Here is a 25,463-nt window from a genome sequence, read left to right on the forward strand (position 1 = left end):
CCCAACACCACCTGCTGGCGGTCGCTGCATCCGCTCAGCCCTTGCCTTTAGGGCCGCCGGCGCGCTCGCGCATGAAACGCTCGATGAAATCGAGAAGCTTGGAGGCGGCAAAGGATAGCTGGCGATCGGGCGCGACGCAGAGATCGACATGGGTGCGAATGGCGCTTCTTGGCGCCAGCGGCACGGCGCGCAGCTGGCCGGCCTCGATCTCGCGGCGCACCGTCAGCGCCGGCAGAAGCGTGGCGGCGGCGCCGCTCAACACCAGCTCCTTCAGCATCTCCAGCGAGCTGGTGACGAAGACGGCATCGAAGCTCAGCCCCGCCTTCTCGAACAGCGCGTCGAAGGCCTGGCGGAAGCCGAAGGACTGGTCGGGCAGCGCCAATGGATAGTCGGCTATATCCTTGAGGCTCACCTCCTGCCGCTCGGCTGCCGGATGGCCTGTCGCGACGATCAGGTCGTAGGCGATCTCGGAGCGCAGACGAACCTTGGTGCCGGATACAGCCGGCGCAAACAGGGTGACGGCGATATCCGCCTCGCCGCCATTGACCGCCTCGACGGCCTGGCGGGCGCTGGAGATGGTGACCTCGAAATGCAGCTTGGGATATTTGAGGCTGAACTCGGCCAGCGCCGGCGCCAGGAGATTGGCGACGGTGGCGCCATTGGCGTGGATGGCGACGCGGCCGGCCTGCAGGCCCTTCAGATCCTCGATCAGCTGGCCGACATGATCGAGTTCGCGCAGGGTGCGGCCGGCGCGGGCGGCGAGCAGTTCTCCGGCGGCCGTCAGCTTGACGCCACGGGCGCTGCGCTCCACCAGCGGCGCGCCGAAGTGATATTCGAGGTTCTCGATCTGTCGGCTGATCGCTGTTGGCGCGACGTTCAGGTTTTCGGCGGCCTGGCGCATCGAATTGGTGCGGACCAGTTCGTCGAAATACATCAGGGCGCGTATCTGCATCTCACCGTCTCCGCATTCGGACCAATGCCATCCTCTAATCCATCACGGGCGATCGGCATAGCGGTCCCGCCACGCCGGCTGGGCGCCTTCCACCGGAAGCGCCGTCGCCTCGTAGACGCCGCGGGCAATGGCGCGGGCCATGACAAGCGTGGCGAGGTGGCAGAGTTCCAGAAATTCGGGCAGGCCGCCGAGTGGCTTGGCGCCGGTGGCGGCGGAGAAGATGGTGTCGCCATCGAGTGGCAGATGCGCGGGCAACAGCGCGCGGGCAAAGCCGTCGTGACCCATGACGGCAAGGCGATGCGCTTCGGCCTTGGTCAGCACCGCATCGGTGACGATGGCGCCGATGGTCGTGGCGGTGGTGTTCATGCCCTTGAGGCGCATGGCGGTATCGCGCGCGTCGAACGCCTGCGGCAGGCCGAGGCCGCCGAATTCATTGTCTTGTTCGAAAGGCGCCGACCAGAAATGCGGCCCCTCGCCCACCGTGGCGGAACCGAGCGCATTGACGGCGACGATGGCCGCGATGGTGTGGCCGGCCGACGAGCGGGCGCTGGCCGAGCCGAGGCCGCCCTTGAAGGTGGCGGTGGTGGCGCCGGTGCCGGCACCCACGGTGCCGAGCGCGAACGAACCCTTCGCGGCGGCGCGGAAGGCTTCGTAGCCGAGATCGCGGTAGGGTGATTGCAGGCCCCAATCCTTGTCGCCGCCATTCAGGAGATCCATCAGGATCGCCTGCGGGACGATGGGCACGCGCTGGTTTCCAACCAGGAAGCCGCGACCCATGGCGCGCAGGCCGGCCTGGACGCCGCCGGCGGCATCAAGCCCGAAGGCGGAGCCGCCCGAGAGCACGAAGGCATCGACCTCAGCCACCGTCATGGAGGGATCAAGCAGCGCGGTGTCACGGCCGCCTGGCGCACCGCCCAGCACGACGCCGGAGGCGACCGCCGGCCGATCGAAGACGATGGCGGTGACGCCGGAGCCGAGGGCCAGATCCGTGGCGTGGCCGACGGAGAGGCCTTCGATATCGGTGAGCAGATTGAGCAAGTGCTGCGTCCTCTTCGTCAGTGGGCTTTTCGCGAACAGGGCGATCAGCAGGAGGCGATAGGACGATATGGGAGGGCAAAAAACAAGACCGGCCCCGCTTCCGGCGGGACCGGTCAGATATCCTCGAATTGTTTTCGCCCGGCCTTTTCAAGCCGGCATCGAACCATGCCCTCAGGCATGGATGGGTTTGGGATGCCGGCGGGTCATCAGGTCGTGGATCGCGTGCTTGACCTCTGCCGGCGAGCTGAAATGCTGCTCGTCGAGATCGTGGACGTGATACTTCACGGCGATGAATTTCAGCCGGTTTTCATCCGGAATGACGATGCCAACGGGCACGCCTGCGTATTCGATAACTTCTTTTTTCATGCATAGAACTCCTGCCGCGCGGAGTGCGTCGGCGATGGCGAATTGACTTGTCTTTTACCGTTTAAGGGGGGACGAAGGTCACATTCGACAGTTCGGGCGGGAGAGAGCGCCCGGACGGTCACTGCCAAGCACCGGGCGCATCAGGAGCGTGGCAAGAATTTCAAAGTCGTTCATGTCTCATTCCTTTCTTCTGCGTCGTGCTTGCTTCGGGCCCCGGGCATGCCGGGACCGGCGGTTGGTGTTCCGTATAATCTACTTTATTTGTAGAGAATACATAACGAACTGTCGGAAACATATTCCGAAACGTGTCAAAATGTCGGCGATTAGGAAAATATCATTCCGCCAAACCCGAATTCACGAGAAGACCATTAGCAGGTCTTTGTGCACTTGGTATGACGATACGGAACTCTCCGTCGCTCGCAGCCAGAGATAGGGAGTGCGTCTGATTCCGGCAATGGGGCTTTTGATTAAAAGTCGGTAAGCCGCGAAATGACCGAAATGGTTAACGGGCACCGGCAAGCGATTAACGCTTGAAAGTCAGGTGGATCGTGCCACTGGGCGCGGTTTCGGATTTGATCGTGTAACCCGCTTCGAGGCCACGCAGGTCATCCCACAGGCGAATGCCTCGCCCGAGAAGTATGGGCGTGATCGCGACATGAAGCTGATCGACGAGACCGGCCTTCAGAAAATCGCGCACCACTGTCGGTCCGCCGCCGACGCGCACATCCTTGCCGTTGGCGGCCTTCGTCGCCTGCGCCAGCGCATCGACGGGGTTGGCGCTGAGGAAGTGGAAGGTCGTGCCGCCGGCCATCTTGATCGAGGGGCGCTCCCTGTGGGTGAGAACAAAGACCGGGCAGCCAAAGGGCGGCTCGTCGCCCCACCATCCGCGCCAGTCCGGATCATCGGGAAAATTGTGCAGGCCGAACATGCCGGCACCCATGATCTCGGCACCGATATTCTCGAAATAGGCCCGCGCATAGTCGTCGTCGAGGCCGGTGGTGCCGCTGCCGCTCACATCCTTGAAGACGCGCTCGCGGAAAGTCCGCGTGGCCATGTAAGCGCCCACGAGCCGTGGCCAGTCCTCGCCGAACGGGACTTCTGGCGTCTGGTCGGTCGTCGTGGCGAAGCCATCCAGCGAGATCATGAGATCGATACGGACTGCCATCGTGCTATCCTCCTCACAGGTCAAATACTAAGGCTATTGCCTTTGTATCAGATCAAATTACTAAGGCAAGTACCTTTCTAATATTGACCCGTAGCCCGGCCTGCCGTAAAAAACGACATGCCCTATCACTCGACCCCGCTCGACCTCGCCTTTCATGCCCTCAGCGACCCCACGCGCCGCGCGGTCGTCTCGCGGCTGGCCGAGGGCGAGGTATCGGTCAGCATCCTGGCGGAGCCATTCGACATGGCCCTGCCCTCCTTTGTCCAGCATCTGAAGGTGCTTGAAGATTGCGGGCTGATCGCCAGCGAGAAACGCGGTCGCAGCCGCTGGTGCCGCCTTGTGCAGGCCCGGTTCGACGAGGCGGCGGACTGGATGGCATCCGAGCGGCTGCGCTGGAGCCAGCGGCTGGATCGGCTGGAGACTTATCTCGACAATACGCAGGATGAAGTGGGAGGAGATTGAAGCACATGGCAGATCCGTTTGGCAGCTGGTCGCTGGACCGCGAAATCGTGCTGGTGAAGGTCATCCATCATCCCCGCCACCGGGTCTTCGCGGCCTGGATGGACCCCAATGCTTTGGCGCAATGGTATGGTCCCGCCGGCCTTGCGATCGAGAGCATCGAGGCCGATATCCGCGAAGGCGGCGTCTGGCGGTTCGATATGGTCGGCATGTTCGAAGGCAGGGAGCAGCGCTTTCCCAATCTCATGCGCTTCCTCGAAATCGTGCCCAACGAGCGGATCGTCATGGACTACGGTACGCCCGATCCTGAAGACCCCGATCGCTTCAGGGTGACGGTGACCTTCGACGAGCAGACCGACGGCAAAACGGTGCTGACCATGCGCCAGCTGCATCCGACCCGCGCGCGGCGTCAGTTCGTCATCGGCTTTGGCGCCGTCGAGTACGGGCTGCAGACGCTGGACGGTCTGGTGGCCTGGCTGGATCGCGACGCAGGCGGGGCGGCCGGGTAAGGCCGCTCACCAGCCCTCGGACAGCACCTTTTCCAGCATGTCGGCGAAGAAATCGGCGCTTTCGGCGGCAAGGCAGAGCGGCGGCTTGATCTTCAACACGTTGAGGTGATCGCCGGTCGGTTGCATGATGACGCCGAGGTCGAGCAGGCGCGCGCAGATCGCCGCCGTCTCCTCAGTCGCCGGCTCCAGCGTTTCGCGGTCGCGGACGAACTCGACGCCGAGATAAAGCCCCATGCCATGCACCGCGCCGATGAGCGGATGGTGATCCATCAGCGCCACCAGCCGGCCCTTCAGCCGATCGCCGATCTCGCGGGCGTTCTGCTGCAACGCCTCGTCGGCCATGATGTCGAGCACAGTGATGCCGACGACGGAGCTGACCGGGCTGCCGCCGGCCGAGGAGAAGAAATAGCCCTCCTTCTCCAGCGAATCGGCGATCACCCGCGTGGTGATAACGGCGCCGAGCGGGTGGCCGTTGCCCATGCCCTTGGCGACCGTGATGATATCGGGCACCACCTGCTGCTCCTCGAAGCCCCAGAAATGATGGCCGAGCCGGCCATAGCCGACCTGCACTTCATCGGCGATGCAAACACCGCCACGGGCCCGCACCTGGCCGTAGACGGCGGCGAGATAGCCGTGCGGCAGCGCGATGCCGCCGGCATTGCCGTAGACCGGCTCGGCGATGAAGCCCGCCAGCCGCTCGCCGCTGGCGTCGATCAGTTCCAGCGCGGCAAGGACGCTCTGCAGATAGTCGCCGGTCGAATCCGGGCCGCGAAACTCACCGCGATAGGTGTTGGGCGCGGCGACCGGATGAACCCAATCGGGCCGCGTCGTCAGCGCCTGCGGGTTGTCGGCGATCGAGGTGGAGACGGCGTCGCTTGCCACCGACCAGCCGTGATAGGCCTCGAGCAGGCTCAGCATGTTGCGCGCGCCGGTGTGCGCCCAGGCAAGCCGCAGCGCCAGATCGTTGGCCTCCGAACCGGAGTTGACGAGGAAGACGGTGTCGAGCCCGTCTGGCGCGAGGGCTGCCAGCCGCTCGGAGAGATCGGCGACGGAAGCGTAGTGAAAGCGCGAATTGGTGTTCAGCCGCAGCCATTGCTCGCCGACGGCGTCCGCCAGGCGCGGGTGGCCGTGGCCGAGAATGGTGACGTTGTTGACCATGTCGAGATAGGCGCGTCCCTCGACATCGAACATGTATTCCTTCCAGCCGCGCTCGATGCGCGGCGGGGTCTCATAATAATGCTTCTGGGCGGCGGCGAAATGGGCCGTGCGCACGGCAAGGATTTCCGCGTCAACCGGCTTCGGCGCCTCGACGCCCTTGCCGAGCAAGGCTGCCGGCGACGGGCAGAGCGCCGACCATGCAAAGACCTCAGCGGGCGTGCAGAAAAGCGGCGGCTCGGCGCCCTTCAGCGTCGAGAGCTGCACGCGCAAGCCGCCGAGCGAGCCCTGCTCGCCGGAGACCACGCCGATCGCCTGGCCTGATTCGAGCTCGGCGCCATCCTCGACCGATGGGTCGAGACCGTCGAGATGAAGGCTGATATCGGCACCCTCGAGGACGAGATGGTGGTTCTGCCAGCTGATGCGCCCCGAGAACGGTGCCGCGACCGTGTTGCCGGCGGCCAGGCAGATATCGGCATGCAGGGCGTAGGTGGCGGACGGCCTGGCGCTCAGCAGGCGGGCGCGCGACAATCTGTATTCGCCGTAACGGGTGGCGGCGGCATCGGCCTCGGAAGCGGCGCGGGCAAGCAGGCGCCAGTCCATATCGCCTTGGCCCCAATTGCCGGCGGCGAAGTGCTGGCTTTCGACGCCGAGGTCGACATAGAGCATGTTCTGGAGATCGAGATCCGGCAGCAGCGGATGCCAATGCTCGGTCGCAACAGCGGGAAGTTCGATGCCCGCCGTCTTCAGGATCGCCGCTTCCATGAGATCGAAGGGCACGGCGATGGCGGTATCGAAGATGCGCTGCTCAAGCACGAGGTTGGCGCGGACATATTCGTTTTCGGGATCGATGGAGATCTGCTGCTCGCTGCTCGCCACCAGGATGACCGCGCGGGCGACGACCAATGGCCAAAGCGCCCTGAGCTCCTCTTCCTTCAGCGGATAGACCTCATGATACGCCTTGACGGCGGGCAGCACAAAGAAGGGGTCGCCATCGGCCTGGTGCAGCAGCGAGGCGCAGGTGACGGCGAGATCGCCGACCAGCCAGCCGCGGATGATATCGCCGAAATCGATGACGCCATCGGGAATGAGACGGCCCTTTTCGTCACGGCGGCTGACGACATTATCGCCGGTGACGTCGTGATGGACGGCCTGCAGGCGCAGCGCCGGCGCGAAGGGCTGCACGCGGCGGACAGCGGCGACCATGTTCTTGGCGATGCGGTCGCGCGCGGCGCCGTCGGTGATCGCCGACAAGAGCTGGACGGCGACCGGGCCGGCGCGGCGCAGGTCCCATTGCAGATTGCGGTCGAGGCCGGGATGATCGAAATCGGCCAGGGATTTGGCGAGATTGGCGCAAAGAGCGCCCAGCGCCGCCACGGATTGTTTGGGGAGATACGAAGGCTTGGTGAGGCCCTCGCCTTCGAGATATTCCAGCAGGCGAACCTGGTAGGTCTGGTCGCGGACGACGACGGCGACGATGTCCTGGCCATCGGTGGAGGCGACCACGCGGGGCACGCGCGGGGCGCCCTCGATGCCGGCAAGATGACGGATCGCGGCATTCTGCGCCTCGAGCTCGATCGTCTCGTAGATCATGTGGCAGATCTTCAGGACGTAGGTCTGATCGCCGGTATCGACGCGGTAGTTGCGGTCCTGCTGGCTTCCGAGTTCGCTGAGCTGACCGGACAGACCGTAACGCGACTGCAGGATGTCTCCCGCTTCCTCGGCCGTCACATCTGGACGCGGAAGCTCGAGACGCTGAGCGAGCGTTTCATCGGTCATGGCATTCCCCCACCGCACGATTCGATCCTGCACAATAAGCAGATAATCGACAGCTTGCTATCGGCAAGCAAGGGATCGGGCGTCATCACTAGGAATTACCGGCCTAGCAATTGCAGGCCTGGGAATTAGCGGACGCCCGATACCAAGTGCTTAGCCCATGCGCTCGGAGGCATAGCTGCCCGGGCTTGCCGGGAAGACCACGGTGCGGTTGCCGTTCAGGAACACGCGGTGGTGGATATGGGCGTGGATGGCGCGGGCGAGCACCTGGCTCTCGACGTCGCGGCCGATCGAGACGTAGTCGTCGGCCGACTGCGCGTGGGTGATGCGCGCCGTGTCCTGCTCGATGATCGGGCCTTCGTCGAGGTCGGCGGTGACGTAGTGGGCGGTGGCGCCGATCAGCTTCACGCCACGCTCATAGGCCTGCTTGTAGGGGTTGGCGCCCTTGAAAGACGGCAGGAAGGAGTGGTGGATATTGATGATGCGACCGGACATCTTCTTGCACATCGCGTCCGAGAGCACCTGCATGTAGCGGGCGAGCACGATCAGCTCCGTACCGGTCGATTCGACGATCTGCATAATCTGCGCTTCGGCCTGCGGCTTGTTTTCCTTCGTCACCTTGATGTGGTGGAAGGGAATGTCGTGATTGACCACGACCTTCTGATAATCGAAATGGTTGGACACCACGCCGACGATATCGATCGGCAGCGCACCGATCTTCCAGCGGTAGAGCAGATCGTTCAGGCAATGGCCGAAGCGCGAGACCATCAAGAGCACCTTCATGCGCTGGTCGCCGTCGTGGATCTCGGCTGTCATCTCGAATTTCTCGGCGATCGGCTGGAAGCCTTCGCGGATCGCGGAAAGCGCCGCACCCTCTTCGGAGATGAAACTGACGCGGGTGAAGAACATGCCTGTCGACAGGTCATCGAACTGCGAGCTGTCGATGATGTTGCAACCCTTGTCGGCCAGATAGGTCGAAATCGCCGCCACGATGCCGCGTGTCGATTTGCAGGCTACCGTCAATACATATTGCGTCATGCGTCACGTTCCTTGTTTAGCCATTGGCCTTGTTCAAGCGTCGGCCTTTTAAGCGTTAGTCTGGGGCGACCGTCGAGCCTGCTTAGATCAAAGCGACATGGCCGATCAAGCACGACGCTCACGCCGCTGCACCAAGTTTGTCGAGAAGAGCGGCCTCAATGGCCGGAACATCCCATCGACCGTCAGCTTACGGCGTTTCCTATCGGAGTCCGTTCACTTTGCGTCGTGGAACCGCGAATCCCCGCCGTGGCCTTGGTGCCCTCGTTGAATTTGAGGAAGCCGACGAGAAGCCAGCCGAGGCCGGCGGTCTTCATGGAAAAGATCGCGGTCGAGCCGATCATCAGGTTCAGGAACATGAAGAGCGACAGGGAATGGCAGAGCCGCTTCTGGTTCGGCGTCTGGCCGGCCGGGTAGAAGGAGACGAAGAGCCAGAAGAGGATCAGGCCGAAGACGGTGGCGCCGTAGGTGATGTAGACGTAGCCGCTGTCGACGAAGGTGGTGGCCTTGTCGAGTTCAAGCCCCATCGTTGCCGGCAGATCCATGGCGATGATGTTTCTGATCGTGCCGCTGATGCGACCGACGAAATCGTCATCATGGGCGTTCGGCTTGAAAGCGTGAATGATGAAGCCGACCATGACAATGCCCGGCATCATCAGGAAATTGAAGATTTTCGGAATGAAGGGATAGATGACATAGCCGGCGGCGCTGACGATGGCGAAAATCAGCATGGTGCGGGTATCGTTGGTCACCAGGATGAGCACGATCGTGGTGACGAAGATCAGGCGATCGAACAGCGTGATGCGGTTGGCGAAGCTCACGAGATAGATGACCATGACGCCGCAGAAATTGGCGAGCGACACCTGTTCGAGGAAAATCGAGGAGGAGCGGTGATCGATCAGGCCGAAGGAGAAGCGCCCTTCGAAGCCAAGCGCGCCGCGAAACAGGCCGGAGTCGCTATAGGTGGCGGGGGGCACGCCGCGGGTGTTCTGGAAATACTCGGCCGGATGGACGAGCGCGACATAGGCCGGCGTCGAGATGATTTCGCAAACCAGCACGGCTAGAACCGTGAGGCAGCAGATCTTGAAGGCCAGCCGCAAAGTTCGCTCGTTGCTCCAGCGGCCGAGCACCGTGAAAGCAAAGATGATCAGGACGTTGCGCAGATGATCGATATAGCCGGCCTTGTTGATGACCATCACGTAGACAGTCAGCACGATGGTCGCGAGGAGATAGGCGAGAGGAATGATATCTTCCTCGAAGATCCCCTTTTTCAGGATGTAGCCGAAGCTGTAGGCGAGAATCAGTATCTCGCTCAACACCACGGCGGTTGGCGTCAGCGGCATGATGTTGTGATTGATGAAGGCAAGGATGGCGTTGTAGGTCACGCCGAGCACGCTGACAGCAAGGATGCTGTAGTCGATCGGCTCCTTAACGGTCGTGCCCTTGCCTGCCATAGCCTCAATCCACCAGCGTCTTGCACTTGGCCTTGTCGGCGGGCGGCGCCTTGATGGCGTTTTCCAGCGCCGTCATCTGCTGGCGGTCCTTGCCGTTGCGCGGCTGAACGTTCAGTGTCTCGGTCTCCGGCCACCAGTCGCCCGCCACCCAATAGGTCCAGCCGAGCCAGACATCCGGGTTTGCCTGAATGTGGTTCAGCACGCGGCCGAGCCCCGCCACGCAGGCCTTGTCCTGCGACACGCCGAACTCGCCGAGGAAGACGCGCGTGTTGTTCTTCTTCGCCCAGTCGGTCATCGCAGTCACGGCGTTGAGCGCGCTGTCGTTGCCGCTGCACTCTGCGTGCATGCCGGACGAATCCTGGTCGAAATACTGATGCACCTCGTAAGCGTAATTCTTGCGCGGGTCGCGAACGCCAAGCATGACCGTGCCGTTGGCGCCACCCGGCGCATCCGCCTGCCAGGAATGGGCGCCGGTGAAGCGTGTGCCCGGAACGAGGATCAGATTGTTCGCCCCCGTCGCGCGGATCGTGCGGATCGCGGCATTGGCGGCCTTCAGCCAGGCATCGGCGCCGATGTCGTAAGGCTCGTTCATCAGGCCGAAGATCACATCTTCCTGATTGGAGAATTCGATCGCCAGCCGCGCCCAGAATTCCGCGAAGGCGGTGTCGGTGACCGGCGGCGTGCCGATCATCACCTTGTCGTAATGGGCATAATTGTGCGGATCGAGGATGATGGTCAGGTGCTGCTTGCGCAAAAGCTCGACCGTGTCCTTCAGTCGCTGCAGCTCGGCTTCGTCGAGCGGCTTTCCTAGCTCGGGCTGCAGGCGCTCCCAGAGGAAGGGCAGGCGCACCGTGTTGAAGCCCTTCTTGGCGAAATAGGCGATGGTTTCCTCCGATGGATAGGCATAGGCCTTGAAAACCTCGCCGCCGCGCTCGCCGAATTCGGCGCCCGAGAGGTTGATGCCCTGCAGGCATGTGCCCTGCGCGCTGGCGCCACCGGCCTGGAGCAAGATCGTTGCCAGGACGACCGCCGCGAGGCGCCGCCGGGGGGAGGATTTGTCGCTCATCTGATACCGCTTCCGGGTTCGGCTGGTCGTTGGCGTCATTGCTGTCCCGGCATCTTAACGGTCCGTTAGCTAAGGATTTCTAAAGTCGAACTCACCTCGCCCGTATTTTGAGGCGAGCAACGAGCGCGCGCATGAACCAGTTTGACAGGAACAAGGTTGGCCGGCTGCCACAATGGCGCAGCTATGAGCCGCCGAACACCGACGCCAACCGGACCGGCACGCCCGGCCCCGTGCTGCGCCCGTCCGACTTCGTGCCCGCCAAGCCCGCGCCTACCTCGCTGATCACAGACGCCGCCCCGCAAGACACGCAACCGCAGAGCCGATCGAAACCGATATCGCCACCGCCCGCCGCCGAACCCGCGCGGGCGACCGAGCGCGACGACACGATCCAGCCGAGCGCCGACACTTCGCCTCGATCCGCCAGCACCGTCGCGCGCGAGGCGGCACCAGCGCCCCTTGCGACGCCGGTGACCGAGCCTGTCACGGCACCCGTGATCGCGCCCGCAGTCGCCACCGTACCAGAGCCGGGCGGACCGCTGCTCGACACCCGCTCGGCGATCCAGGCGATCTGGAACAGGCGGCTCCTCATTCTTGGTCTCTCCGTGCTCGGCGCGGTTGCCGGCGCCGTCGTGCTGCCGCTCTCGACGCAGAAATTCACGGCCAACACCACGCTATACTTCGACCCGCGCCAGATCGGCCTCAACGATCCCAGCACGCAGGCCTCCGGCCCCTCGCCCGAGATGATCTCGGCGATGATCGACAGCCAGGTGCAGATTCTCAGCTCCGGCAATGTCATGCGACGCGTGGCCGATGCGATGAAGCTCGACCAGGACCCGGAATTCAACGCAGGCCGAGCCGATAGCGCCGCCGTCGTCAGCGCGCTGCAGAAAGCGCTCGTCATCACCCGCCAGAGCTCCACCTATGTGGTCTCCATGGACGTCACCACGAAGAATGCCGAGAAATCGGCGCGGCTCGCCAATCAGGTCGTGGCTTCCTTCCTGCAGGAAGAAGACGGCGCAAGCTCGGGCCTCTACCAGGATACGTCGACCACGCTCGACAACCGCCTGACCGACCTTCGCCAGAAGGTGCAGGAGGCCGAACAAGCTGTGGAGACCTATCGCGCCGACAACGACATGGCCTCGACGCAGAACGGACTGATCTCCGACCAGCGCCTGGCCTCGCTCAACACGCTGCTGGTGACCGCACAGGACAAGACGATCCAGGCGAAGGCACGCGCGGACGCTGCCGCCAACCTGCGCTTCGAGGACGTGGTCGGCGGCACCTCGCAGGGCGGCGGCGTTTCGACGGCGCTTGCCACACTGCGCCAGCAATATTCGACGCAGGCCGCCATGGTGAGCAGCCTCGAGAGCCAGATGGGCACGCGCCATCCGCGCCTGCAGGCAGCGCGCTCTTCGCTGAAAAGCATATCCGACCAGATCCGCGGCGAGTTGCAGCGGCTGGCGAGCACGGCGCAGGGTGAGTATCAGCAGGCGAAGAAGGCCGAGGACGCCGTCTCCAAGGAGCTGTCTGTTCAAAAGGCCCTGCAGGTGAACACCTCCGACAAGCAAGTCGAGCTCAACGAATTGCAGCGTAAGGCGACCGCCGCGCGCGATATCTACGAGACGGTGCTGAAGCGTTCCGGCCAGACCAGCGAGGAGCAGAGCCTGTCGCGTAGCAATATCCGCGTGATCTCCAAGGCCGAGCCGCCGCTGAAGGCCAACGGGCCGGGCAAGACGGCGCTGCTGATCGCCGGCGTCATCGGTGGGTTGTTCGCCGGCTTCCTCCTCGGCGCGGGCTTTGCCATCCTCGCCAGCCTCTTTGCCCATCCGACGTTTCGCGGCTATTTCCGCAAGCCGGCCTAGGCTCGCATCGGGTCACGTTTGCGGGAGCGGCGCGTGCTTCCGCTTGATGCATTCTAATGGCGTGCTTACATCGAGCGCATTGATGGAGAGACCGGCAAACGGCCGGAGGGAATTGATGCGGCTTGGCAATTTCGAAAAAATCGTTCTCGTGGCGCTGACGCTGTCGAGCGGCGTTCTTCCCGCGCCGGCGTTTTCGACCGACTGGGGCCGCGCCGGCCAGGGCCGGGTGCAATCGGCCTATCCCTATCCAAACCTGCCCGGCGTCAAGGCGCCCACCGATCCGTCGCTGGAGCCGAAACTGACCTGCCGCACCGAAACGCAATTCGTGCGCCGGCGCTACGACGAGATCTTCCGCTCCGGCGGTATGCCGATGACCGTCTATGTGTGCGACCGCGACGGCGTGATTTCTTCCGGTAGCCAGGTGCCGCTGCGTGGCCACTACCAGCCCGTCCGCTAAGCGGGCCTTTTCCCCTCCTCATCAGGTTTCAGCTCGCACCTGCGACGCTTTTCCAGCGATGCGGCCTTGCGAGGTCGGCGAAATATTTCCAAGGTCCGGTAACAACTGCATGTGCCCGTTCGTAGAGGATGATGTCGGGTGAATTATTCGGCGCGTGAAGAGGAATGGGCAGACTGGATGCGCCGCGCGCTTGATGGCGACGCGCAGGCCTATCAGCGCTTTCTTCTGGCGGTGACGCCGCATCTGCGCGCCATGGCGCGGCGACGCTGCGAGCAATTCGGCGCGCCGGCAAGCGAGGCGGAAGACGTGGTGCAGGAAGTGCTGCTTGCCGTGCACCTGAAGCGCGGCACCTGGGATCCGGTACGCCCGATCGGCCCGTGGCTGTCGGCGATCGTGCGCAACAAGCTGATCGACAGCCTGCGCCGTCGCGGGCGGCATGTGAGCGTGCCGATCGAGGATGTGATGGAAACGGTGGCAAGCGACGACGAGGCAGCCGATTCCATGGACCGGCTCGATGCCATCCACCTTTTGGAAAGGCTGAAGGATCCGCAGCGCGACATCGTTCGCTCGATCTCGATCGGTGGCGCGGGGATCCGGGAAACGGCGGAGCGATTGAAGATGAGCGAGGGTGCGGTGCGCGTTTCGCTGCATCGGGCGCTTAAGAAACTTGCCGGCTTTTATCGCGGCGAGACGGACGATCGGAGTGGACGTGTTGAAGACGAATGAGCTGATCAGCCTGTTGACCGAGGATGCGCCGGTGCGGATGCGGCTGGGGCGCGCGCTAAAGACAGCGCTTGTCTCGGGCGTCGTCGCTTCGGCGCTGATCCTGGTATTCGCGATCGGCATCCGCCACGACATTGGAAGCATGATGGGGACCACCCGCGTGCTCTTCAAGGTGAGCCTGATGCTGGTGCTCGCCATTCTCTCATCGACGATCGTGTTTCGCATCGGTCGCCCTGACGTACCGGTCAGCGCTAGCGCCTGGGCGCTGCTGGCGCCGACAGGCGTGCTTGCGGCCGCCGTCCTGATCGAGCTTCAGGTGCTGCCGCGAGAGCTTTGGGAACCGCAGATGATGGGGCACAATGCGGCCTATTGCCTGGCGCTCATCCCGCTTCTGTCGATCGCGCCGCTTTTGGGATTCATCCTGGCGCTCCGCGCCGGTGCGCCGCGCCGACCGGCGCTTGCGGGCGCTGCCGCCGGGCTTGCCGCCAGCGCGATCGCGTCTGCGCTCTACGCCTGGCATTGCGTCGACGACAGCCCGCTCTTCGTCGCCACGTGGTACACGATCGCGATTGCGCTCGTGACCGCCATCGGCGCGGCCCTCGGGCGTCGTTACCTCAGATGGTGATAATCAAACGGCGGCCCGAACGGCCACCCTGCATGCGGGATTGCTAGCCGCCATTGGCGACGTCGCCATCGACCGCCTGCTGCTGCGTCGCCTTTGGCCCGACCGGCTGTGCCACATCGTCGATCCGGTGCCTGGTGCCATAGCCTATGATTGCGCAGGCGACGATGACGGCCATTAGCAGACAGGCAAGCACGCCCGTCAGATCGACCCTCAGCGTGGAACCGCGGCCATTATCGGAAGAAGACGTCACGTTGATCATGCGGCACCCGGCCCCTCGAATACTATCGATGAATATCGTCGCCCTCCCAGTGGGACGAACTAAGCATCATTCGAAGAGGATGGAAAGAGATTGGGGCTTATCTAAGGGATCGATCGCGCGATAATACTTGGCAGAGTTGCATGAAAACATGGCTACCCGGGCGGAGATGGAAATAGGCTTATCGGCACTTGCTATGAGGCAGTAACAAATGGGCACTGGCTCAGCGCGCACCGCCCGCCAGAGCCCTGCGCACGGCATCCGGCTCCTGTTCAATTACCCTCAACAATGCCGCAGCTGGGCCACTGATGCGTCGCTGACCCTGCTCCCACTTGCGGTAGCCAGAGAGGCTCATGCCCATCAGCGGCGCCATCTGGGCCTGGGTGAGCTTCACCCTCTCACGCACCTCGCGGGGATCGAGAGGAGTGTGAACGACCGCGGGCCCCTCACCCTTCGCATGGGCGAGAGCTTCTCCAAGCGACTGGATAAGATCGTCTGCGAAATCCGTCATTTTCGTCTCATCTCCGTCATTTCGTTTGCCGCGCGGCGGCCTTGAGAGCCGAGGCCAAGGCGGAAACAATCCGTTTTTCGTCCGGCGTCATGTCGGTCTTGGCGTTCTTCGCGTAAGCAAGCAGAGCATAAAGCGGCATCGTTTCATCGAGATAGTAGTAGATGATGCGGGCGCCGCCTCGCTTTCCTCGTCCAGATGCTGCAAAGCGCACCTTGCGAACGCCGCCCGTACCCGGAATTTCATCTCCGGCAAGAGGATTTTCCGCGAGAAAGTCTATCAGCTCCCGCTTCTCTTCCTCGCTGAACAGTTTTTCGGCTTGTCGGGTGAATGTCGGAGTCTCTGCAACAGTCTGCATGAAATGTACCCCATTGGGTTATCATTTTCAAGATAATCGACTATTCGTCAGGCATGCGAAGAGCCCGCTCAAATTCGTTTTAATGTAGAATGCTGCGGACTGCGGCTGGTATCCGGAAACGACAATGCGAAGACGTGGCTGCAGCCGGCCTGACGTTAAGAAAGACAAGCCCCGTGAGGGCTTCCGGTGAACCGGAAAGCGTATCGAAGATATCTGCTAAGTCTTGAAATAGTTGAGAAATCCAAGTTTCTCAAAAATGGAATGGTGCCCAGAAGAGGACTGGCGTTCCCGTCAAGATCAACAAAATAAAATCAATGACTTAGTGACTGCGCTGATCCGTGTTTGTACGTGGGTTTTGTACCACCGTCAAGTGTCGGATCATCACAGCAATGGGTCATTGAGCTCAAGCTGATTATCATAAGCCAGTTGACCTTCCAGCAGAATACGAAGGTGATAGATGCCGGGCGTTAGGGCGCATTCATGCCGCCATTGGAGCACTGATGTCGGTCGCGGTGGAAAATCGGGGTTAATAAAGGAGGCCACCGGCAGGCCACCGACAGTAGTTAGACGCAGGTCGATGGCGATGTTGCCCCAATCAAGTCGAGGATTGAGTTGAAAGACCACTCCGTCAGAACTGAGGCGAACAAACTCAACGAACGTATACTCGCGTTGAAATACCTTAAGGTCATCGGACACCACTATACGGCTCGACCAGTCAACCGGCGCACCCCTTAGCTGATATAGTAGGGTTTCTCGCTCCGCGTTTGAGCGGCAATAAATCCAATGAAGTGTTTCGCTCAATGCCATTGGGGACGCAGCCAGGACCTCAGCGCATCGATGTTGTATTATCGAATTGTCGCCCGATGTGCCTCCCATGTGGAAGACCTTTTCGAAAGGAATGTTTGAGAAGTAAGCTTCGTCATTGCCGTAAACCACGCCAGGAATCTGCATGTTCCTGTCGCTGAAGTGGGTCCCCTGGCGGGTGAGTATCGCTTCCGCATCTAGGACAAACATCACAAGAAAGGGCGCGTGAGACTCGTCCCCATACTTGCTCTCGCCGGGCTTCCTGATGCCTTCGATGCGGTACTGAGTGGGTGTGCATGGCCTAAAATAGGTGCGCACAAATTCGTGGGCAGCATGATTGTTGTCGATCACACCGGGAGCAGCAACATCAACCGGACGAGAATTTATCGGATCATTGCGGGCACAGAGAACTCCAGAACGCAGAATGGGCACTGCGTTCTGCAGGGGGCTATGATGGAATAAGTAGCGAGGCCAGTTTTGCCTGTGATTATAGTATGGAAGCGATAGGTTCTGCTGCCACGTTGTAATGTGATTTCGTGCAAAGTTCAGGCTTAATGCCATGACAATTCGGTCTGTGCGTTTGCGCGGGGAACCACCGCACTCCCCCGGTTCGTTGGAGCGAGTTCTACCGCTAGTTCGGGCTCATCCTCGTCTTGTCTGAGGATTTCGATGGGGCGAACCTGTGGTAGTAAGCTCACCAACGAAAGTAGCGGACTGCCACTCTCATCATTTAGCCAACCAGCCTTCTCTTTTGTCAGCAGGCCTCTTAGCAGGGTTAGCCAGACCGCCCGCAAGTCATCCCGCTCAAACGTCCAGGATGCCTTATCAGTCTCAAGCCTGAGATTGTCCTCAATGATTTGAGCGTGGATCGGCTCATCGGTGCTGATGTCCACCAGATCGTCGCCGGATAGGTCCACAGCGCGAACTAAATCCGCAAAGAAGACATCAAAGGAAAGTGTCGATGGTGCCGTATGTTTGATCTGCTCCGCAACATGCCCCAGATGCTCAGGCAGGCCTATGTCTTTGGTATAATCGTGAACGTAGATGTCTATTGGCAATGGAGTTAGATATTTCTCCATCAATGGCCGAACCTCATCCCAGTCGAGCCCCCCATTGCCGCATCCTAGCCGTGGGAAGGAAATCTCCTTTATTCCGGTTCGCTCAAACGTTGAAACAAACTTCTTCAGCCCCGCTTCGATCCACTCAAGCTTGGATGGCCCTCTCCAATGCATTTTGGTCGGGAAATTTAGCGTCATGTAATTAGGGCCGCGCCAAAGCCATAGCTTGCCCGGCGAAAGAAGCTTCTGATCGCAGATGCGCTTGTAGGCCGCGAACATATCCGGTTCGCGCTCCTTGAATTCCTTCGCAATCCCTTTCCCCATAACGCCGACACAGTTGACCGTGTTGACCAGGGTCTGGGCGGGTGATGAAAATAAGTCGGTACGCCGATATACCAGCATTTATGACCTACCCTTTCTCCGAATGATGGGTGAGAACATATAGGGAACATACAACTAGTCGCGCGAATTCGCCAGCCCTTCGAACGACTGAGATAGCGCGACCTTGACCGATTCCATCATGTTAGGCAGCCTTTTGATTCCCCGAGTCAAGTTCAAGCCAGGGCTTACCCACAGGTTTATGCAGTAGCCTTGCTCGCGGCTGGACACGTTTACTTTTTGGCAGAAATGCGAGGGTACATCATAAGCTGCGGCGAGAGGCCTTCCATTCCCTTGCTCTGACTCACTGGCGGAATTTTAGTAAGAGAAGCGGGGAAAGAGAAACGTTCATGCCGAGCGTTTCGCCCTCTCGCGTTTGATGGAAGGCCACGCAAGTGCTTTTCGCTTCTGTATTCGCCGGCACGGTAACCTTTGGGTCAGTCGCATCACTACGACCGTTGAATGCAAACGTCATCGTCGCCAGCACCTGGGTACCTGGCGGAATGATTTGCGGTGGAGCTTCATAAATGTAGGTCTTAAGCGGAAGCACCTCGCTACCCTTTGGAAAATCCCATCCGAGTTTGCTTGACGAGTTTTTGATACCCACACCGGGTTTGGGCGCATAAATGGAGCAAATCATTCCATTTAGGACGCCCGATGCGTCACCAGTGTTGGCGACCGAAATCGTTGCTTTTTCCGGTGTGATCGCAACCGCTGAAGCGACAAACTCGGGGCGGGGAGCATACAGCAACGACTTCACTGCCGAAACGACCGGTGGAACCGCGATACCAAGAACCGACAGGAATGCAATCAAAAGGCTCAGTGTGGAGTTGCCAAAGTCTAAGTTGCTTCGCCAGTCCTGGTATGAGCTACAGTGTGTGCATTTCATCGCGGAAACGGGTATTTCGGAAACACAAAGGACACATTTCTTCAAAACTGGTCGTACCATTAAATTCTCTTGCCCCGGCCATTCCGGATATCACTAGTAGCGCGTTTCCGTGGTTCGAATCATATCAGGCGGTGTCGGCGAGTTTGTAGGACCATGTGTGGATGACGGGATGGCGATTGACGTCGGCTCGCGTTGTGAACGAAGGATCAGCGGAGGGGCGCTCCCTGAGGAGCACCCCAAAGTCTTCACGCGGCGACTGTAATGCTACTGTCAGAACTTTGCTCTGAGCCTCGCCGGGACGGGAACCCTAGTTTCCAGCGGATCATGTCGGCCAAGATCGGATAAATGTCATTGTGCTTGGCGCCAAATCGCATTAGGCCGCCCTGATGACTTCCGATGTCCCTATTGCCGCTTTCCTCGCTCGGCAGATATGTGGACAAACCTGACAGGCCATGGCTTTGGCGTTGGGGCTCCGTCAATTCGTAGTATCGCCACAGTGAATTGTCGTGGCTGAAGTCAAAGTCCGTTAACTTACCCAGAAGCTCGTCCACCAACTGGTCGCCATTGCTCGGTCGGCGATTGCTGAAGGCAAAGTCGTAAACAAGCTTGGCGAGTGCTTTCAATACTACAGGCTGGGCAACTACCGTTTTCTCGCGAGCCTTGTCTTCACCGAAGCCGGGAATGGCGTCGACCGCAGTCCAGAAACGGTATGCCAAGTCAGTCTTACCTTGGACCATCGCGGGGGCGGCCCCGTTGATGTTCGTTTTGTTCAGGAAAAGCAGCGCGTTTACGGCCACGAGATCTTTTCTCGTGATCCCGCCCTCGTCGTCGGTCCAGTTCTTGACATCTTGCTCCGTGACACGCAGTCCCAGCTTGTCCACCAACTCATCCTTGATGAAGAGGTTGATTGGATTGGAGCTATCAAACTGGAGAGCCAGATTTGTGTCGACTTTCTTACCCAGGCGATTCAGATCGTGGAAAAGCTGTCGCTCTTCATCCGGCTTGAGGCCGAGATGAACCTCAATCAATAAGGTGCAGTACGTACGGGCGACCTCGAAGCACTCCTCCCATGCGGTAAGTTCATCGGGAGAGAGGCTCTCTCCATCCTTGAACCCAAAGAGGTTGGCGACTTTCTTCGGGTACGTTTTTGTTGCGCGGACAGTTTCCAGAAAATCAAAGACGATCTGCATGCCCTTGCGGCGGTGTTGGCCATCGACGACCCAGAGGACATGCCGTTGAGACAAGAAGACCTTGAAAGAGGCCGTTTCCTCAGTCCGGCGATCAATTAGTCGATCGCCCCGAATGTCATTGCCGCGAGGGTCGCATTCTCGAATGTTTACTACAATCGGCTGGATCGCCATGTACGGCTGTCGACCGAGGGTTTGCATGATTTCGTTCAGCCGAGGGGACTCTGGCTTCTTCAGAATTTCTCGCCTCTCAATGGCCGCCGACACGAGCCCCTTCAGAATATAGTGCGCCAGCTTCGTGGCATGAGCCGGGTCCAACTTGCGCTGGGCGATAGCGTCCCCATCCCGACCAGGATCGTTGGCGACCTCTGACATGCCAAAAAATTCGTGCATCGGCATCTGCATCAAGAAAGTCCGATTCCCGAGATTGTGGCCGATGAAGACCTTCATAGGCTTCTCGGAAGTGTCGCCGCCGTCGAGCATGTCATCAAGAGTTGCGAGAGGCGACGGCAGGCCATTTTGAGAGGGGATCATGTTCGCTCCTTTTCTTAAACTGAAAATATAATTATCATCCAGGATTGTTATGTCAATCCATCTGGAAACCAAAAAAATATCCCTGGGGTATTTACAAATCGGTCCAGGCGATTAGAGTTTAATGATCCCGGTAAATGCTAACCCACGCTGTCGGAATATCGAGGCACACATGAACCATATCAAGCAAATTACGCCTATTACGATCCGAGACATTGACTTCACGGTCTCCCGCCAAATCGAGCAGTGTCCAAAAACAATGATGCTGCGAGAGCTTGTAATGAACGCCGTCGAAGCAGCCGCAAAAGCACCGTCCGGGCGACGCATTGTAGAAATCAAGGGCAAAGCTGTTGCCGAGTGCGGTGAAGCCCGGAAACTAGCAATCTGGAACACAGGCCCAGGATTGAGCAGCGCACAGCTCGATCATATTTGCGATCTTGCGGCGTCCCTTGGCAAGGATATGGCGCTTGAAGGCAACTTCGGGATGGGCGCGAAGGTGGCTTCACTACCGTCGAACACCCTCGGGATGCGGTATCGGTCCTGCCGTGACGGTGTTGTCAGCCAAGTGATCTTGGGAAAGCGTGAGGGAGTGTACGGAAAGGTATGGATACCTGTCGAAGACTCTTTCGAGGAGGTCGTGGATGTAACGGAGCAAGTTCGCGAAGAGGGAGAATATGGATTAGAGGAGGATTGGACCGAAGTAGTTTTGTTTGGGAATCATCTGAATCAGGACACTGTTGCTGATCCCTACGACGGCGATCCTGAGCAAGACCGTCAATGGATCACTACGTACCTTTATCATCGGTTCTATCGGCTCCCCGCAGGCGTAGAGATATTTCTTCAAGAAGGGACTCATCCTCGTGACGGTCGACGGCAGTTCAAATCGATCCCGGAGCGTTCTGATGCATTCGGTCGCGTCGAGGCGGTCGATGTCGGTGAAGGCGTTCGCATCCACTACCTCTACGACCCTCCATATCGCGATGGCGGTCACAACAAGTCGATATCAGGCTCGCTGACGTCCTCGGTAAGCAACGCCGCGATTGTGTTCCGAGCGGAGATGTACGACGCCCGTAAGGGCCGGAAGTGGGCAGCAGATGCTCCTGCGTTCGGGATACCGTTTGGTGCTCGCCATATTTCGATACACGTCGAACTGCCCGACAATTTTCCAGTCCGACATGAGCCGTACCGTCGGTTTGTTCAGCTCACCGCCGGTGATCAACGCCCGGTAACTGTAGACGACTTTGCGGAGCTCGTGTTCCGCAACCGCCCGCAGTGGCTAGTAGAGATCATCAGCTCGCTCGCGCCGAAATCGTCCGCTTCTACCGAAGACCTTAGGAAAGAGCTTCAAGACTTGTTGAATGAGCTGCGACTCAAGACGAAAAGCCCTCGCGAGGCTGAGGGTGGCCTCCACCTCGTTGATGACGGGGGGGCGAGAGGCGCCCAGCGGGAACGCGGGCGTGGTGCGGGTGGCAGTGGTGGTGAGGCCCAGATTAGCCCCACCGATCTCATCTTCAATCCGGCAGGAGCGAAGCGGGCCAACATTTCCAAGAACTTGGAGCAAGCACCTGAGATTATCCCACTAAGGGATGCGGAGGATGTCGCGGACAAAGGGATCACTGGAAAGGCCGCCCGGTACGTACGCGAGACGAACCAACTATTTGTCAATCTCAACTACTCGGCTGTCGCGGCAGCGCAGGAGAATCTCCAGTTGCGCTACGCGACTTATGACGACCCTGAGCTGGTACGAGAGTTGGCTCGACAGTGGTCAGAACAATTGGTAATGGGCCGCGTCGGATATGCCGTTGTCTACGCTCAGGCGAAACAACTAATCCGCGAATGGACACCGGATGATGTCAAGAAGGCACTCGAACCTGAGAGCCTGAGTTTGGCGGCGGACGGTTGGCGCGATGCGGTCAGCAGCGCCTACCGCAGTATCAGTCGCCGACTTGGTGCCGCAAAATCGCCGGATGATCTTGAGGAGATGGAGGTTTCCCCCGCTTAGAGAATGAGCCAGTGGTTGAAGGAACGCGATTGAGGCTGAACTCCTTGGGTGGCCGTGCGGCTGGAGCGCACAAAGTAGTTCAGCTGCACGCTCTTGCGACAGTGGCTGTGTACTACCACGTGGCGTGGGAAATCAGCAGTTCGATGCATTTCTCCAGGTCAACCCCGAGGTGCCTCAGAACCTGCCCGCGTGACCTCGGGTAAACATGCAACTCCTTCGGTCCACCTGCGGTGCTGGGCCATTGCTTATGTGTCCCCGACGCCAACTTGTGCATCTGCTTCGCCATCTGGACTCGCCTGAACTCTGACTTGCTGTCTGGCTGCGGATCGGCTTGAACGGTCAACTCGACGGCAATGCACGCTGCAATGACCTGGCGAGGATCGATGTTAGCCTTCCGCAACCTCGCCCACGCTGCCTTGGAGCGTTCCTGGGGTGAGAGGCCATTCAGCCGGAATGCCTCCACATGCGGGCCAGCATTGGCGTACAACGTTTGGACACGCTGGACGGCGTTCGTCACCCACATGTCATCCTGGTTGGCCTCCAGCCAAGCCCTTGCCCTCTTCCGATGAGGAGCGATCTCCTTTGCCGTGTAGGAGCGCTTGTAGGGGCTTCCATGCCGGCTGTGGTGATCGGCGTGGGAGCGGCAAAAGAACGTGTCTAGACCGTCCTGTGTAGCCGCGCGGGAGCGCTTGCCGCAGCCCACCACTCGACACGTATGGAATCGCAGGCTCGGCTCGGCTGCCCGTGCGGCGACCTCGTTCTTCCGCTCGCGTCTCTTGATCCAGTCAGTCATCTATCTCGAGTCCCACTATGGTGAGCTGGTGGTTAACCCTATGGTTATAGCTAAGGTCTCACCTTGGTAGTCGTTGGTGTTCATTGGGTGAGGGTCATCCCCATCAGGGGAACCCCCAGCCAGAGTAGACCTAAGGCCCACTCGGTTGAAAAGAAGGAAAGTAGCCAGCAGATCATCCCTCAACACTGACAGTGCCTTGGACGCCTGTGTACTTCTCGAAGATGGAGAGCATGATATCGGTCGCGATCGTAAGCTGCGAGGCTGGAATCAGCACCGCGTCATGGATCGGCAGCGCCATGATGCCTCCGGCCTTCAGCGTCAGAATGATCTCGACCATGATCTGGCTCTCGACGAACTGGGCTTCGTGTCCGAGACCGCGATGGAACTGGTCCTTGATCAGCGGATGCTTTGCTTCGATCGCTTTGACCACCTCACCAATCTTGTCACTGCTTCGAAACAGCTTGCGTGTCTCCCTCGGGAACCTCGCCAACCGCTCGGACGCAAAGATCATGGCGTTCATCACGCGCTTTATGCCGTCACGCTGCTGAACGTAGCCCCAGAGTTGGTAGAGGTCCTCCGCTGGTGGCTTCTGCCCGGCAAGTCCATAGAGTATACGTGGGCCGACCTGACCGTAGTCCAGCTCCAAAGCCTTCTCTCCGCTGATCCATAGCCCCTGCCGTCGTTCATGCTTGCGAAGACGTTGCCAGAAACCACCGAACAACCTGCCGCCGCTGTCGAAGCGGTCCTGTGTAAAGATGCGGCGGAGTTGTCGGTCGTCAATGTGGAACGCCGTGTGTGGCCACGGGATGCCGGTACGGCTGAACCTGAGATCCGCCGACGCTAACCACTGGTTGATCTCAGCAAGTTCTCGCCGGAACTGGGCGGTGACGGCGGTGTCGAAGTATTCCTTCAAACCTCCCTCATCCCAGTAGTCACCCTCGTCCTTGGTGCGCTTTAGGATGATGGTTTCGCCATGCGGCTGTTCGCCGAAATCATCAAGCCCGATGTCGTGTTCTTCAATACGCGATAGCAGCGAGACGCCAGGCCGGATCACTGTGGAGCGCGATTGGCCTCTGAGCGGAGGCGGCACGTCCTGCACGACAAATCCCATCTCCGGGTTCTCCATGAGGTCCAGGATGTACGGGAACATCTTGTTATAGGCAGCCGGCCGATAGCGGCTCTTTGTAGCAAGCAGCCGATTCGAGCGCGTCGTATAGACGTCGCCTCCTCGCTCAGTGAGATGGTGATACATCAGGTCGGACAGGATGGCAGCGACGGTGAGGTCGAACGTCTCCTGATCCGCCGCACGGCGCGTGTTCTTCCTGAGACCGAAGTGCGCCTCGTAGTTCAACAGCAGGCGGATGACTTCCGACACAATTGCCTTGGCATTGTCTGAGGCAGCGAAGCGATAGGCGTTGAAGCGATGATCCCGTTCTTCCACCTCTTCGTCCGCTGCAACAAAGGGGGCGGTTATCCGATCCATCTGCGGGCCCTCATCTTTAATATGGCCACCCCGCTTCTAAGGAAGCATTGTGCACTGTGGACCCGGATGCAGGCCGACGGCGGGGTGGAAGCCTTGGGAGACCGGAGGCCTACCCGAGACCTTGTGCGGGCCCTGCAAGAGTGTCCGAGCGGCCGGTTACTACACGCCTTCAGGAGTATTGCCAAGCTTCGCTCCCAGTCAGGCTGCCGCCTGTCGCATTCGAGGCATCGTGGCTCTCACTGTTGCTGGCTAGGTCAGTTCATGCCAAATAGGACCCCGCCATGGAGGGCAGAGCTTGCGAAGCGATGAATATCTTACGGAATTTACTCGTTGCTTAGCGGGCCGGAAACCAAGGCCGCAATTTCAAAAGTGGGTCTGGCAAGCAGAGGCTGATTTTGGGGTGTGGGACTTTAATGTCCAAAAGCTACTTGATCGCGTTGGCTGGAAGACAACCAGGCCCAGAATTTCTGTCAACGCACGACTTAATCAATCCGGCAACCTCTCCGTCACTTGGAGGCCTGCAATCGTTAGCGTTTTTGATAGCTGCGATTTTGAAAGCCCGTTCCTGGTCGAC

24 protein-coding genes are annotated in these 25,463 nt (G+C 60.0%); 7 read left to right on the forward strand and 17 right to left on the reverse strand.

Going from position 1 to position 25,463, the window contains the following annotated elements; all coding sequences use genetic code 11:
• Window positions 1-34: 34 nt before the first annotated feature.
• From J5286_RS00965 to J5286_RS00980, 4 genes are all read right to left on the reverse strand, one after another.
• Window positions 35-952, reverse strand: coding sequence for a LysR family transcriptional regulator (locus J5286_RS00965; protein ID WP_209188711.1), 918 nt, complete (start codon window positions 950-952; stop codon window positions 35-37).
• Window positions 953-994: 42 nt separating this feature from the next.
• Window positions 995-1,990 (reverse strand): P1 family peptidase, encoded by a 996-nt coding sequence (locus tag J5286_RS00970; RefSeq protein ID WP_209188710.1) that lies wholly within the window; start codon window positions 1,988-1,990, stop codon window positions 995-997.
• A 171-nt stretch (window positions 1,991-2,161) separates the two neighbouring features.
• Window positions 2,162-2,356: a hypothetical protein gene (locus J5286_RS00975; RefSeq protein WP_018899167.1), complete on the reverse strand. Its 195-nt coding sequence runs from the start codon at window positions 2,354-2,356 to the stop codon at window positions 2,162-2,164.
• Window positions 2,357-2,879: 523 nt separating this feature from the next.
• Window positions 2,880-3,521: a dihydrofolate reductase family protein gene (locus tag J5286_RS00980; protein WP_209188709.1), complete on the reverse strand. Its 642-nt coding sequence runs from the start codon at window positions 3,519-3,521 to the stop codon at window positions 2,880-2,882.
• Between the two features lie 117 nt (window positions 3,522-3,638).
• Between J5286_RS00980 and J5286_RS00985 the strand changes: the two genes are divergently transcribed.
• Together J5286_RS00985 and J5286_RS00990 are read left to right on the forward strand one after the other, a co-directional pair.
• The gene (locus tag J5286_RS00985; RefSeq protein WP_018899165.1) at window positions 3,639-3,983 is read left to right on the forward strand and encodes an ArsR/SmtB family transcription factor; all 345 of its coding nucleotides are present in this window, start codon (window positions 3,639-3,641) and stop codon (window positions 3,981-3,983) included.
• A gap of 5 nt (window positions 3,984-3,988) precedes the next feature.
• Window positions 3,989-4,489, forward strand: a complete 501-nt coding sequence (locus J5286_RS00990) for an SRPBCC family protein (RefSeq protein WP_209188708.1) — start codon at window positions 3,989-3,991, stop codon at window positions 4,487-4,489.
• 6 nt (window positions 4,490-4,495) lie between these two features.
• Here the strand turns inward: J5286_RS00990 and J5286_RS00995 are convergent, their stop codons facing one another.
• The 4 genes from J5286_RS00995 to J5286_RS01010 all read right to left on the reverse strand — a co-directional run bounded on the left by J5286_RS00995 (window position 4,496) and on the right by J5286_RS01010 (window position 10,975).
• On the reverse strand, window positions 4,496-7,423 hold the full coding sequence (locus tag J5286_RS00995; protein WP_209188707.1) for an aminotransferase: 2,928 nt from the start codon (window positions 7,421-7,423) through the stop codon (window positions 4,496-4,498).
• 150 nt (window positions 7,424-7,573) lie between these two features.
• Window positions 7,574-8,458, reverse strand: coding sequence for a formyltetrahydrofolate deformylase (gene purU / locus J5286_RS01000; RefSeq protein ID WP_209188706.1), 885 nt, complete (start codon window positions 8,456-8,458; stop codon window positions 7,574-7,576).
• 182 nt (window positions 8,459-8,640) lie between these two features.
• Complete coding sequence (locus J5286_RS01005; RefSeq protein WP_209188705.1) at window positions 8,641-9,909, reverse strand: hypothetical protein; 1,269 nt, start codon at window positions 9,907-9,909, stop codon at window positions 8,641-8,643.
• A 4-nt stretch (window positions 9,910-9,913) separates the two neighbouring features.
• Window positions 9,914-10,975: a glycoside hydrolase family 5 protein gene (locus J5286_RS01010; RefSeq protein ID WP_209188704.1), complete on the reverse strand. Its 1,062-nt coding sequence runs from the start codon at window positions 10,973-10,975 to the stop codon at window positions 9,914-9,916.
• Between the two features lie 131 nt (window positions 10,976-11,106).
• Between J5286_RS01010 and J5286_RS01015 the strand changes: the two genes are divergently transcribed.
• The 4 genes from J5286_RS01015 to J5286_RS01030 all read left to right on the forward strand — a co-directional run bounded on the left by J5286_RS01015 (window position 11,107) and on the right by J5286_RS01030 (window position 14,642).
• Window positions 11,107-12,837 carry a GumC family protein gene (locus J5286_RS01015; protein WP_209188703.1) on the forward strand — a complete coding sequence of 577 codons (1,731 nt, stop codon included), beginning with the start codon at window positions 11,107-11,109 and terminating at the stop codon, window positions 12,835-12,837.
• Window positions 12,838-12,952: 115 nt separating this feature from the next.
• On the forward strand, window positions 12,953-13,294 hold the full coding sequence (locus J5286_RS01020) for a hypothetical protein (protein WP_209188702.1): 342 nt from the start codon (window positions 12,953-12,955) through the stop codon (window positions 13,292-13,294).
• A 138-nt stretch (window positions 13,295-13,432) separates the two neighbouring features.
• On the forward strand, window positions 13,433-14,020 hold the full coding sequence (locus tag J5286_RS01025) for a sigma-70 family RNA polymerase sigma factor (protein ID WP_209188701.1): 588 nt from the start codon (window positions 13,433-13,435) through the stop codon (window positions 14,018-14,020).
• Window positions 14,004-14,642, forward strand: coding sequence for an NrsF family protein (locus J5286_RS01030; RefSeq protein ID WP_449089875.1), 639 nt, complete (start codon window positions 14,004-14,006; stop codon window positions 14,640-14,642). The genes J5286_RS01025 and J5286_RS01030 overlap by 17 nt, the downstream gene beginning before the upstream one ends.
• Before the next feature lie 43 nt (window positions 14,643-14,685).
• Here the strand turns inward: J5286_RS01030 and J5286_RS01035 are convergent, their stop codons facing one another.
• The 7 genes from J5286_RS01035 to J5286_RS01065 form a co-directional block, all read right to left on the reverse strand.
• Complete coding sequence (locus J5286_RS01035; RefSeq protein WP_209188700.1) at window positions 14,686-14,901, reverse strand: hypothetical protein; 216 nt, start codon at window positions 14,899-14,901, stop codon at window positions 14,686-14,688.
• A gap of 220 nt (window positions 14,902-15,121) precedes the next feature.
• Complete coding sequence (locus tag J5286_RS01040; protein WP_209188699.1) at window positions 15,122-15,409, reverse strand: helix-turn-helix domain-containing protein; 288 nt, start codon at window positions 15,407-15,409, stop codon at window positions 15,122-15,124.
• 16 nt (window positions 15,410-15,425) lie between these two features.
• Window positions 15,426-15,764, reverse strand: coding sequence for a type II toxin-antitoxin system RelE/ParE family toxin (locus J5286_RS01045; RefSeq protein ID WP_209188698.1), 339 nt, complete (start codon window positions 15,762-15,764; stop codon window positions 15,426-15,428).
• A gap of 381 nt (window positions 15,765-16,145) precedes the next feature.
• The gene (locus tag J5286_RS01050) at window positions 16,146-17,129 is read right to left on the reverse strand and encodes a DarT ssDNA thymidine ADP-ribosyltransferase family protein (RefSeq protein ID WP_280638430.1); all 984 of its coding nucleotides are present in this window, start codon (window positions 17,127-17,129) and stop codon (window positions 16,146-16,148) included.
• Entirely contained in the window at window positions 17,120-18,028 is a 909-nt protein-coding gene (locus J5286_RS01055) for a macro domain-containing protein (RefSeq protein WP_209188696.1), read from the reverse strand. Before J5286_RS01055 ends, J5286_RS01050 begins: the two co-directional genes overlap by 10 nt.
• Window positions 18,029-18,308: 280 nt before the next feature.
• Window positions 18,309-18,953: a hypothetical protein gene (locus J5286_RS01060; RefSeq protein ID WP_209188695.1), complete on the reverse strand. Its 645-nt coding sequence runs from the start codon at window positions 18,951-18,953 to the stop codon at window positions 18,309-18,311.
• A gap of 185 nt (window positions 18,954-19,138) precedes the next feature.
• Window positions 19,139-20,614, reverse strand: a complete 1,476-nt coding sequence (locus tag J5286_RS01065; protein WP_209188694.1) for a DNA sulfur modification protein DndB — start codon at window positions 20,612-20,614, stop codon at window positions 19,139-19,141.
• 169 nt (window positions 20,615-20,783) lie between these two features.
• Between J5286_RS01065 and J5286_RS01070 the strand changes: the two genes are divergently transcribed.
• Complete coding sequence (locus tag J5286_RS01070) at window positions 20,784-22,613, forward strand: ATP-binding protein (protein WP_209188693.1); 1,830 nt, start codon at window positions 20,784-20,786, stop codon at window positions 22,611-22,613.
• Window positions 22,614-22,725: 112 nt separating this feature from the next.
• On the opposite strand, the gene J5286_RS01075 is transcribed toward J5286_RS01070, so the two are convergent.
• Window positions 22,726-23,406: a hypothetical protein gene (locus tag J5286_RS01075; protein ID WP_245205294.1), complete on the reverse strand. Its 681-nt coding sequence runs from the start codon at window positions 23,404-23,406 to the stop codon at window positions 22,726-22,728.
• A 172-nt stretch (window positions 23,407-23,578) separates the two neighbouring features.
• On the reverse strand, window positions 23,579-24,889 hold the full coding sequence (locus J5286_RS01080) for a hypothetical protein (protein WP_209188692.1): 1,311 nt from the start codon (window positions 24,887-24,889) through the stop codon (window positions 23,579-23,581).
• Window positions 24,890-25,463: the final 574 nt, after the last annotated feature.

Origin of the sequence: Rhizobium sp. 16-488-2b, assembly GCF_017741815.1 — a bacterium.
Taxonomy (GTDB): domain Bacteria; phylum Pseudomonadota; class Alphaproteobacteria; order Rhizobiales; family Rhizobiaceae; genus Rhizobium.